Genomic DNA, 11961 nt, shown 5'->3' on the forward strand with positions numbered 1-11961 from the left:
TCGTTGGTGTTTTACCTCGATTCCCGTGAACAAAGCAGCTTTTCCCTTGTTCCTTGTACCTAGCTATCATCCTGTTCACATGCCTTCTTGTACATCCCAACGTTATTGCCGCTCTTTCTTTGTTTCCATCTGTCTCAACTAATCGCTTGATTATTTCATACTTCTGATTTTCATTCATATTTAAGTTTACCTTTCTCATTATGCACCTCACATTTTTCATGAGGTTCTAGTATATTACTTTCTGCTTTGCTTTGGGACATTTTCTCAAACGGTATGATAAGACATTATCACAAATCAATCAGAGCAAATGTTCATTTATGCTTTACATATACAAAATGATTTGCTATAATTAACTTGCTTATAATCATATGCTCATTACCGAGTCTCATGGACCTACGGGCTGCCATGGACATGAGACCGAAGGGTATGTTTGGAAACAATCATGCCTCCCGTTTGGAAAGGTAAAGGAGAATGAAGTGGCTTAGTAGTCCACGTTCTTTTTTACAGAACGTGGACTTTGTTTTTTAAGGAGAATGACGATGAAAGAGATTTCAATGATGGAATGTATAAAGTCAAGATTTACAGAATTAGTGAAGAAAAACGAATTGATGGATGAAAATATATCAGTGGAGGCTAAGGTACTCACAACAGTGGAGGCAATAGGAAATCCCAAGAGAAGGGACTATCCCCTTATCAAGGGAAGGGAAAAGCTTATGCAGGCTGAATTCAAGGGGTCTGTAGGACAAGCCTTCACAGATGCGCCGTGCGATTTCAAGGGAACAGTCAGGGAAATAATGGAGCTTGAACTGGAATCCAATCGTGAAAGAGCGATATTCATAGCTTCGGTAAATGCAATAATGAATTTTCTTGGGATTTCATCCAATACGATACACTGCAAGGATGAGGAACCTGAGTCCTGTGCCGAAAAACTGGTAGAAAGCATAAAGGAAAAATACGGAAATCCCAAAATAACTCTTGTAGGTTATCAACCTGCATTCTTGGAAAACCTTTCTAAAGATTTTGCATTAAGGGTTTTGGACCTTGATGATGAAAAGGTTGGCACCAAAAAGAACAATGTACTTATTGAAAATGGAGAGGAAAGTTTCGAGGATGCTTTACATTGGTGCGACCTGGTTGTAGCAACGGGAAGCACTGTTGTAAACGACACGCTTTCCAATTTTACCGAATCGGGTAAACCTACTTTGTTCTTTGGCACGACAATATCCGGACCGGCCTGCTTGATGGGTCTGGAACGGTTTTGTGAATACTCAAAATAAAGGAGAAGAGGATGAACAAAAAAAGAATTTTAGCTCTCGTTCTTGTATTGATCCTTGTACTGTCAGCAATGGCAGGATGTACAGGAAGCAATGCAGCGGACACCAGTGGAAATCAGGACAGCAATGACAGCGAAGAAAACACTGCCCTTGTTGAGGAAAACACAGAAAATGAAGCGGAAACACTTATAGTTTACTGTGGTGCAGGGCTTAGGAAGCCAATGGATGAAATAGCCCAGATTTATGAGGAAAAATTCAACGTTAAGATTGAATACTCATATGCAGGTTCCGCTCAAAATCTGAGTCAGATCGAACTTATGCAGGAAGGCGATCTTTATGTCCCAGGAGCATATTCATATTATGAGTCTGCAAAGGAAAAGGGATTTACGGAAAACGCCCAGAAGGTGGTCTATCACATACCTGTAATAGCCGTGCCAGCCGGAAACCCTGCCAACATAACCTGTCTTGCCGATCTGGCAAATCCCGGTGTAAAGGTTGTTCTTGGAGATGAAAGGTCTGCTGCAATAGGCAAGGTGTCTCAGAAGATTCTGGAGAAAAGTGGAATCCTGGAGCAGGTTGAAGAAAATGTGGTTGCAAAGGATGCTACAGTCAATGAGGTTCTAGTTCATGTGTCCATGAAGCAGGCTGATGCATGTATAATTTGGGAAGATAATGTAAGCGGTGTTGAAGAAGTGGAAATAGTTGAGATAACTGAAGAGAACAATATGATCAAGACCATACCCGTATGCGTACTGACTTTTTCGGAGAAAAAGGATATAGCCGGTCAATTTTCCGACTACCTTGTGTCGGAAGAAGGTGTAAAAATATTTGAAAAGCATGGATTCAAGGCGATAACGGAATAATGATGGAAAGGATGTTATATGGAATATAATGCCGGCAGAAAGGGAAAATACAATTCGGCTTTCTTTGTCAGGAATATAAAGAGAAGAAATTTGATGTTCAAGACGGTGCTATCCTTGTTTATAGTCGTTGTCCTTGCGCTTATAATAGCTGCAGTTTCAAATATACTGATTAGAGGATATGTAGGTTTGGGAGAGAGTATAAGATCTCCCGAAATCATTTTTTCACTAAAGCTCAGTCTTTATACCTCTGTGGTATCTACGGCATTGTGTATTGTCTTTGCAGTGCCTATTGCATATGGATTAGTCAAGGTTAATTTTCCGGGGAAGATTGTAGCAAATTCAATACTAAACCTTCCCTTGTCCCTTCCACCGGTGGTATCGGGTGTTTCCCTCCTGATGCTCTTTGGGGGAACTGAATTCGGAAGAAGTCTGGCGGATTTGGGATTGAAATTTGTTTTTGATGTTAAGGGCATCATACTAGCACAGTTCTTTGTAAACATATCCTATATGCTGAGGATTGTAAAATCAACCCTTGAAGACATCAATCCCAGGTTGGAATTTGTAAGCAGAACCCTGGGATGCACTCAAATGCAGAGCTTTTTCAAGGTTACCCTCCCGCTTGCCAAGAACGGTCTCATAGCGGGAATCGTAATAACGTGGGCAAGAGCCATAGGTGAGTTTGGAGCGGCCCTTATGCTTGTCGGAGCGACGAGGATGAAAACCGAGACACTTCCGGTTTCACTGTTTTTGAACATGTCAACCGGAGACTTGAAACTTGCCATGGCATCAGCATCAATCATAATAACAGTTTCGATAGTGTCGCTGCTTATTTTTGAAATTATTGGACTGAAGAATAAAAGCGTTTCAAAAATAGGATGATTCAAAGGAGATGCAAATGATTGAAATTATTGATCTAAATAAGACCCTTGGTGATTTCAGACTGAGGAATATAAATCTGAAAATAGAAGACAATGAATATTTTGTGATCTTAGGGCCTACGGGAACAGGTAAGACAGTAATCCTGGAAACACTGGCAGGCATGTACAAGCCGGATACAGGCAGGATACTCTTCGATGGAAAGGAAACCTTGCATCTATATCCGGAACAGCGAAACATAGGATTCGTATATCAGGACTACATGCTTTTTCCTCATTTGAATGTCAGAGAGAATATCCTGTTTGGATTGAAGTTAAGAAAAACTTCTCATGAATTTATGGAGAAGAAACTGGATGATATTTTGAAGATGCTTAACATCGATCATCTTGAAAAGAGATACCCTGCAACCTTAAGCGGTGGAGAGCAGCAAAGGGTTTCGATAGCAAGGATTCTTGTACTATCTCCTGACATCATGCTCCTTGATGAACCTTTCAGTGCGCTGGATCCTAGGACAAAACAGGAATTTCAGTCAGAGCTTAAGAAGCTCCACAGAGAATTCAAGACTACCACAATCCACATAACACATGATTTCAACGAAGCCTTCGCTCTTGCAGACAGAATATGCATCATGAACAAGGGAGAAATAATTCAGGTTGGAACTCCCGACGAAATCATATACCACCCTGTAAACGAATTCGTTGCAAGATTTATTGGATGTGATACAATGAAAAATGTCAAAATAACGGCTGTATAGTTGTTGTATTTTCATTTGAATAATATAGAACCCGAAAGCTTTTATTTTGGTTTTCGGGTTTTTGTTTTTCAAGTAAATTCAACAATATTGGAGAGTGGCTTTTACGCTTCTTTAATCAAAAAAACCAGAAAACACTGGAATAATCTTGATTATAGTAGTATACTGGATAAAATCTCACCTAATATGATGTGGGAATATCGGACAATACAAAACTTGGGAGTAACAAATGAGTGCTATAGACAAAAAGGAATTAAAACGTATAAGGATGATGAGGTATTTTATCGATGCCGCCATCAAAATAATCGACGAGGAAGGAATCGATAACCTGACTATAAGAAAAGTGGCTGACATGGCTGGATACAACAGCGCTACCATATACAACTACTTTGAAAACCTGGACCATCTGGTGTCCTATGCAGCAGTTTCATATCTGAAGGACTATTATCTGACCTTGGATGAATATATCAGCGAAGGAAAAGACTCATACGAGAGATTTATACTGGTATGGAGAAAATTCTGCATACATTCCTTCAAGAGACCTAAAATATACAAGACTATATTTTTTGCAAATACAAAACAGACATTTGCAGAAATTTTCAATGATTACTTCAGAATATATCCTCTTGATTTTGGAAAACATGACAACTATACTCTTCCAATGCTTAAGGAAAGAGACATATATGCAAGAAACAAGGCAATACTTATACCGATGGTTGAAGATGGAATACTTGATGGCGAGCTTGTTGAAGAATTAAATGACCTTGTGCTTATTATCTACAGGGGTGTTCTTGCCAAACTCATAGACTGCATTGATTGTGAGGATGTGGACATGGAAAATGAAGTTGAAAAAACAGTAGGCTATATAAATAAGATTTTGGATTCTTATATCAAATAGGTGATTGTTTAAGACAATTGAATGCATATAAAAAAATACAATAGTGATTAAGAAAGTATAAAAAAATTTAATGAGGAAAATTTAATGTATTATTAACAAAACAGAAGCGTTATCTAAGTTTCTGTTTTTTTTATTGCGTTTTAATGAAAAAACGCTTTAAAAACGTTTGTAAAAACATTAAATTAAACACGATTAAAAAATAATCATGTTTACAAAAACGTTTTCTGGGTTTATAATGTAATTGACTAAAATTTATCAAAGAAAGGAGTAAGTGTAGTGAAATTAGAATTAGGCAATTTTCATGTAAAGGATATACAGTTTGGAGATGTTTCTAAATTTTCAGACGGAATACTTTACGTAAACAAGGAAGAGGCTCTGGCAGTAGTAAGAGAGGATGAACATATTACTGATGCCGACCTGGTTATTGCTAAGCCAGGGGATGAAACAAGGATAGTTCCTGTTAAAGAAGCCATAGAACCTAGATTCAAGGTTGACGGAGAGACACCTGCATTCCCGGGAGTTACAGGAGATGTTGCGCAGGCTGGATTCGGAAGAACTCATGCGCTTAAAGGTTGTAGTGTTTTGGCTGTTGGAAAGCATATGGGAAGTTTTGGAGACGGACTTATAGACATGTCTGGAGAAGGTGCAAAATACACATTGTTTTCGGAGCTTATAAATGTATGCCTTGTTGCTGACAATGATGAAGATTTTGAAAGAAATGAGCAACAAAAGAAGAACCATGCATTAAGATGGGCGGCTCACAGACTTGCTGAATATCTGGGAAGCATTGTCAAGGATGATGAACCGGAAGAAATCGAAGTATACGAACTTGGCCAAATGATAAAGAGAGACAAAGCAGTAGAAGAACTTCCTTCAGTAGTTTACGTAATGCAGCCTCAATCTCAGATGGAAGAAATGGGATACAATGATCTTTATTACGGATGGGATTTGAACCATTATGTACCATCGCTTGTTCATCCAAATGAAGTTTTGGATGGAGCACTTATTTCAGGTTCTTTCATGCCATGTTCTTCGAAATGGTCAACTTACGACTTTCAGAATAATCCTACAATAAAAAGACTTTATGATGAGCATGGGAAAACACTTAATTTCCTTGGTGTAATTCTTTCAAACCTTAATGTTTCATTGGAGCAAAAGCAAAGATCTGCACAGGCAGTGAGCAAGCTTGCGAAAATGATCGGTGCGGATAGTGCAATACTTGCAGAAGAAGGATACGGAAATCCTGACGCAGACTTTATAGCATGCTTTGTTGAACTTGAAAAGGCAGGAGTTAAGACTGTTGGCATGACAAACGAATGTACAGGACGTGATGGACAGTCTCAACCATTGGTTACTCTTGATGATATGGCAGATGCAATAGTATCTTGCGGTAATGTATCTCAGCTGATAAAACTTCCACCTATGAAAACTGTAATCGGAGAGCTGGAAGCACTGGCAAGAGACGGTCTTTCAGGCGGTTGGGCTCATGATGAAATTCTGGGATCATCTGTAAAAGAAGATGGAAGCATAATTTTGGAAAACAACTCAATGTTCTGCGGAGACCGAGTTTGTGGATGGTCGCCGAAGACAATGAAAGAATTTTAGTAAAGGAGATTAGGATGAAAAAAGCTGTTATATATATAAACCAATTTTTCGCCGGTATCGGTGGTGAAGAATTTGCTGACCACAAGCCTGAGATCAGAGAAGGTCTTATAGGTCCTGCACTTGCTGTAAACACAGTATTGAAAAATGCAGAAATTACTCACACGATCATATGTGGCGACAACTACATGGGTTCAAATACTGAAGACGCTATCGCTCAAATCAATGAAATGCTTGAAGGGCTTGAGTTCGATATATTCTTTGCAGGACCTGCTTTCCAGGCTGGAAGATACGGTGTTGCCTGTGGAACAATCTGTAAGAGCGTAAAGGAAAAATTCAATGTTGAAGTAATAACTTCAATGCATGCGGAAAACCCGGGTGTCGATATGTTCAAGAAGGACATGTACATATTCTCGGGAGGAAAAAGTGCTGCAGCAATGAGAAAAGATGCAAAAAAAATGGCTGCGCTAGGAGATAAAATCCTGGACGGCGAGACAGCTTTCCTTGCTGACGAGTTCGGATTCTTCAAAAGAGGAATAAGATATCAGGTTTGGCTGGAAGATGGAAAACCTGCAGCTGACAGGGCTATTGAAATGCTTCTTAAGAAAGTAAACGGTGAACCTTTCGTTACGGAATTGCCAATACCAAAAGTTGACAGAGTGCCTATTGCAGCTCCTGTAACTGATCTTTCAAAAGTCAGGGTAGCGCTTGTTACAACAGGAGGTATAGTTCCTGTTGAAAATCCTGACAGAATCCAGTCTGCTTCCGCAACAAGATGGGGAAGATACGATATAGGCAATATGGAAAGGCTTGAAGGAGGAGTATTCAAGACTATACATGCCGGATATGATCCTGCAGCTGCAGACGCTGATCCTAATGTTTGTGTACCGGTAGATGCAGTGAGAGACTACGAAAAGCAGGGTGTTATCGGAAAGCTTGATGATTACTTCTACACTACTGTCGGAACTGGAACTACAGAAGCTGAAGCACAGAGAATGGCCAAGGAAATGATACCTTTCATGAAGCAGGATGGAGTGGATGCAATTATCATGACTTCAACCTGAGGTACCTGTACACGTTGCGGTGCAACAATGGTTAAAGAATTTGAAAGGGCCGGATATCCAATTGTTCAGATGTGTAATCTGATTCCGGTTGCAAAAACAGTTGGAGCAAACAAGATAGTACCTACTATTTCAATACCATATCCTTTGGGAGATCCAAATACATCAAAAGAGGAGCAATGGAAACTTAGACATCACCGTGTGGGAGTTGCTTTAGAAGCATTGACGATAGATGTTAAAGAGCAGACAGTATTCAAGGTAAAGAAATAGAGGAGAGAATATTTATGACAAATACAAATGTTGACACAAATATTCAAAACAAAGAAAACAAAGCAGTTTACTATATATCGCTAATGATAGTATTTGCAATTGCAGTTTGGGGACTGGTCTTTAATGACCATTTCTCAAATGCTGCAAACTGGCTGATGGCATTTCTACAGGTGAACTTCGGATGGGTGTACCTTATGTCGATGTTCGTATTCGTAATTGTAGCATTGATGCTCGGTTTCAGCAAATATGGAAAAATAAAGCTAGGACCCGATGATTCGGAGCCTGAATTCAGTACAGTGTCATGGTTTGCCATGCTTTTTGGAGCAGGAATGGGAATCGGACTTGTTTTTTGGGGAGTTGCTGAGCCAATTTCTCACTTCGTATCCCATTCTTCACCGGGGAGCACTGAAGCTGCATCATTTGCAATGAGAGCTTCATTCAAGCACTGGGGATTCCACCCCTGGGCCAACTACTCCATCATAGGACTTGCCCTTGCGTACTTCCAGTTCAGGAAAGGATATCCTGCACTTATCAGCAGCATATTCGTACCGATACTTGGAGAAAAAAGAGTAAACGGACCAATTGGAAAAACAATTGACATACTTGCAGTATTTGCAACGGTTGCAGGTGTGGCCACTTCCTTGGGCCTTGGAACTATGCAGATCAACAGCGGTATGAGTTACGTATTCGGACTTCCCGTTAATTCAATAGTACAGGTAGGCATTATTGTGATAATAACAATACTGTATATTGGAACTGCTGTAGCAGGCATCGAGAAAGGCATCAAGCTTCTTGGAGATATAAACCTATATCTTGCAGGAGGTCTTATACTTCTGACATTCCTAGTCGGACCAAAGCTTTTGATGCTGAATATATTTTCTGAAGGAATGGGCACATATCTCAATAATTTCATTTATGACAGCCTTCATATGAATATTATGGGAGACAATTCGTGGATAAACGGATGGACGGTATTCTACTGGGCATGGTGGATAGCATGGGCTCCGTTTGTCGGATCATTCATTGCAAGGATATCCAAAGGTAGAACAGTAAAGGAATTTGTACTGGGTGTAATCATTGCACCAGCAATGGCTTCCTTTATATGGTTTGCAATTTTCGGAGGACTTGGATTAAGCATGATAGACAAGGTTGGACTGGAACAGCTGACAGAGATAGCAAAGATTCCTGAGACGGCATTGTTTGCATCATACAGCCACTATAGTCTTGGTACGATCCTATCCTTCATCACATTGCTTTTATTGTGTACATTCTTCATAACAAGTGCGAATTCCGCTACATTTGTACTGGGCATGTTCACATCCGGAGGAGATTTGAACCCCTCTACAAAGAAAAAGGTCATATGGGGACTTGTACAGTCACTGCTTGCAACTGCACTGCTGTTGTCGGGAGGACTAAAGGCATTGCAGACTGCATCGGTAGCAGCTGCCTTCCCATTCATCTTTATAATGCTGCTGGCTTGTGTATCTGTATTTAAGGCCTTCGGCAAGGAAGATATATAAATCATTCAGTAACAGGAGAAAGATATGGAAAATAATTATGATGTAATAATAATAGGAGCAGGCCCTGCAGGTCTTGCTTCAGGACTATACGCTTCAAGAGCCAAACTGAACACCCTCATCCTGGAAAAGGACAAGACAGGCGGACAGATAGTGACAACTGACGAGGTTGCAAACTATCCTGGATCCATAGAGGATGCTACGGGCCCGTCATTAATAGCCAGGATGGCAAATCAGGCTGAGGAATTCGGTGCGATAAGAAAAAAAGACGCTGTACTGGATATAGATCTTGAAGGTAAAGTCAAGACGGTGAAATGTCAGAATGGCGAGTACACAGCAAAGGCTGTAATCTTGGCAACAGGAGCAAACCCTAGAAAGATTGGATGTCCTGGCGAAATAGAGCTGACAGGAAAGGGAGTATCATACTGTGCAACATGTGATGCCGATTTCTTCACAGATTTCGAGGTCTTCGTAATAGGTGGAGGAGACTCTGCAGTTGAAGAAGCAATGTACCTTACAAAGTTTGCAAGAAAAGTCACTATTGTACACAGAAGGGACGAGTTGAGAGCTGCAAAATCCATCCAGGAGAAGGCATTCGCAAACGACAAGATGGAATTTTTGTGGGACTCCACAGTTGAGGAAATCAAGGGAGACGGAATAGTTGAGAGCATAGTATTTAAAAACCTGAAAACAGGTGAACTCTCAGAGTACCAGGCCCACGAGGACGATGGAACATTCGGAATATTCCCTTTCATAGGATTTACTCCAACAAGCCACCTCTTCAAGGACAAGGTTCAAATGGATGAAGGTGGATACATAGTTACCGACGACAACATGAAAACAAATGTTGAAGGAGTCTTCGCTGCGGGAGACATAAGGGTGAAGTCACTTAGACAGGTAATAACTGCAGCTGCAGACGGAGCCATAGCTGCAGTTCAGGCAGAAAAGTACATCGACAACATGAATTAATGGAAATTGAGCAAATAAGAACGAAACTTGATTTGTATTAAAAATACATAAAAACTAAGAAGGAGAAATGATATGTTAGCAGTAGACAAGAAAACATTTGAAGAAGAAGTACTTGGATCAGAAGGATACACATTAGTAGATTTCTGGAGCGAAGGATGCGAGCCATGCAAGGCGTTGATGCCTGATGTAGAAGAACTTGAGAATGAATTTGACGGAAAGGTCAAGTTCACAAAGCTTGATACTGGAAAGGCAAGAAGACTTGCAATATCACAAAGAGTTCTTGGACTTCCTACAATAGCTTTGTACAAGGGCGGAGAAAAAATCGCAGAAGTTACAAAGGATGATGCAACAAAAGAAGGAATCAAGGAAATGCTTACTTCAAACATATAAGTTGGAAACTTGATTTTTCACAAAGCTACATTGATATAACACAAAGTTTTTAACATGAAAAACCAATGAATTTAATATATTAGGATATATAACTGACTCTATCCTAAGTTTGAGGATAATTATCTGGTTACATGTTAAATATATAAAATTAAAAAATTAAACAGGAGGAATAGGAATGAGCTTATTCAATAACAAAAAAGTTGTTGTTATCGGCGACAGAGATGGAATTCCCGGACCGGCAATAGAAGAATGCCTTAAGGGAACAGGCTGTGAAGTGGTATTTTCTTCCACGGAATGCTTTGTCTGAACTGCCGCAGGAGCAATGGATCTGGAGAACCAGAAGAGAGTAAAAGATTTTGCCGACAAGTACGGTGCTGAGAACCTTGTAGTAATAGTAGGTGCAGCAGAAGGTGAAGCAGCAGGACTGGCTGCAGAAACTGTAACGGCAGGAGATCCAACTTTCGCAGGTCCATTGACGGGGGTCCAGTTAGGACTCAAGGTATACCATGTAGTAGAGCCTGAATTCAAGGAAGCAGTGGATGCAGATGTATATGAAGACCAGGTGGGAATGATGGAAATGGTGCTTGATACCGATGATATCATATCCGAGATGACAGCCATAAGAGACGAATTCTGTAAATTTATATAAAACAGCATTTAGTAAAAACAACTTGAATGTATGACAAACATTCGCTAACAATTTGTCATATCAGGTACAAAAAACATTTAACAAAAATTATACTAGACAGTCTGAATGAGCGGTTGGTCCGCTCATTCAGAATATAATATTAATATAAGCAAATCTTGATTGGATTGCATTGAAAAAATAAGTATGTTTTATTTCACAATAAGTTTCATTTCAATAAAACCAGGAGGTAAAAAATGAACTTTCCAGTAATAAAGGGAGCAGGTTATGCGCTGGTACACACTCCCGACATGATAATCCACAATGGAACAACCCAGACAACGGAGAGAATAACAAATCCCGAGTCTGAATACCTTAAGAAAATAAACGACCACGTAAGATCATACGAGGAAGTAGTAAGATACATACCGAACCAGGTCTACATAGGAAACATGAAGCCTGGCGACCTTGCAGAGTATGAAATGCCATGGTTCGACAAGACGGGAAAAACCGAGGTCAGATTCGGAAAATTCGGCGAGATAATGCCCCAGGACGAATTCATGGGTCTCATGAAGATGGCGGACGTCTTCGACCTTGTACTTCTCGAGAAGGATTTCAACGAAGCGGTGAGGGAAAAGCTCATGGCACATCCCCTCTTCAAGAATGAAGCCGAAGGCATGAAGGCGGGCGTTGAGATTGAAGAGATAGAAAAGGCTGTTGCTGACCATGCAGAAGGACTCTACAATGACGGCAAGCTTGTAGGATGCGTAAAGAGGGCCCATGATGTTGATGCAAACCTCACATCCCACATACTTTTCGAAAACCTTGTAGTAAAGGCATCTGGAGTACTTGCCTTCAACAACCT

11 protein-coding genes, 2 pseudogenes and 1 riboswitch are annotated in these 11961 nt (G+C 40.2%); of the genes and pseudogenes, 12 read left to right on the plus strand and 1 reads right to left on the minus strand.

Translation table 11 applies throughout. The annotated features are described in order from the left end of the window. Positions 1–178: pseudogene (locus tag BUB05_RS17600) on the minus strand (ISNCY family transposase); the annotation flags it as partial. 186 nt (positions 179–364) lie between these two features. Continuing rightward, positions 365–480, plus strand: a riboswitch (molybdenum cofactor riboswitch). Between the two features lie 59 nt (positions 481–539). On the opposite strand from BUB05_RS17600, the gene BUB05_RS17605 reads away from it, so the two are divergent. From BUB05_RS17605 to BUB05_RS17670, 12 genes and pseudogenes are all read left to right on the plus strand, one after another. After that, positions 540–1277, plus strand: a complete 738-nt coding sequence (locus BUB05_RS17605) for a Rossmann-like domain-containing protein (protein WP_073051006.1) — start codon at positions 540–542, stop codon at positions 1275–1277. 11 nt (positions 1278–1288) lie between these two features. Next, positions 1289–2137: a molybdate ABC transporter substrate-binding protein gene (modA, locus tag BUB05_RS17610; RefSeq protein ID WP_073051008.1), complete on the plus strand. Its 849-nt coding sequence runs from the start codon at positions 1289–1291 to the stop codon at positions 2135–2137. Between the two features lie 18 nt (positions 2138–2155). Continuing rightward, positions 2156–3016, plus strand: coding sequence for an ABC transporter permease (locus BUB05_RS17615; RefSeq protein ID WP_073051010.1), 861 nt, complete (start codon positions 2156–2158; stop codon positions 3014–3016). Between the two features lie 16 nt (positions 3017–3032). Then, positions 3033–3767 (plus strand): ABC transporter ATP-binding protein, encoded by a 735-nt coding sequence (locus BUB05_RS17620; protein ID WP_073051012.1) that lies wholly within the window; start codon positions 3033–3035, stop codon positions 3765–3767. Between the two features lie 226 nt (positions 3768–3993). Beyond that, positions 3994–4662, plus strand: a complete 669-nt coding sequence (locus BUB05_RS17625; protein WP_094763062.1) for a TetR/AcrR family transcriptional regulator — start codon at positions 3994–3996, stop codon at positions 4660–4662. A gap of 276 nt (positions 4663–4938) precedes the next feature. Beyond that, positions 4939–6267, plus strand: coding sequence for a glycine/sarcosine/betaine reductase component B subunit (locus BUB05_RS17630; protein ID WP_073051014.1), 1329 nt, complete (start codon positions 4939–4941; stop codon positions 6265–6267). A gap of 14 nt (positions 6268–6281) precedes the next feature. Next, positions 6282–7595, plus strand: coding sequence for a betaine reductase selenoprotein B (gene grdH / locus BUB05_RS17635; protein WP_094763063.1), 1314 nt, complete (start codon positions 6282–6284; stop codon positions 7593–7595). 14 nt (positions 7596–7609) lie between these two features. Next, positions 7610–9115 carry a glycine betaine uptake BCCT transporter gene (locus tag BUB05_RS17645; RefSeq protein WP_073051021.1) on the plus strand — a complete coding sequence of 502 codons (1506 nt, stop codon included), beginning with the start codon at positions 7610–7612 and terminating at the stop codon, positions 9113–9115. Between the two features lie 24 nt (positions 9116–9139). Continuing rightward, on the plus strand, positions 9140–10081 hold the full coding sequence (gene trxB / locus BUB05_RS17650; protein WP_073051023.1) for a thioredoxin-disulfide reductase: 942 nt from the start codon (positions 9140–9142) through the stop codon (positions 10079–10081). Between the two features lie 72 nt (positions 10082–10153). Beyond that, positions 10154–10471, plus strand: coding sequence for a thioredoxin TrxA (gene trxA, locus BUB05_RS17655; RefSeq protein ID WP_073051025.1), 318 nt, complete (start codon positions 10154–10156; stop codon positions 10469–10471). A gap of 175 nt (positions 10472–10646) precedes the next feature. Further along, on the plus strand, positions 10647–11120 hold the full coding sequence (gene grdA / locus BUB05_RS17665) for a glycine/sarcosine/betaine reductase complex selenoprotein A (RefSeq protein WP_094763064.1): 474 nt from the start codon (positions 10647–10649) through the stop codon (positions 11118–11120). 233 nt (positions 11121–11353) lie between these two features. After that, positions 11354–11961 (plus strand): annotated as a pseudogene (locus BUB05_RS17670) (glycine/sarcosine/betaine reductase complex component C subunit beta); the annotation flags it as partial.

The sequence above is a fragment of the Dethiosulfatibacter aminovorans DSM 17477 genome (assembly GCF_900142005.1).
Classification (GTDB): domain Bacteria; phylum Bacillota; class Clostridia; order Tissierellales; family Dethiosulfatibacteraceae; genus Dethiosulfatibacter; species Dethiosulfatibacter aminovorans.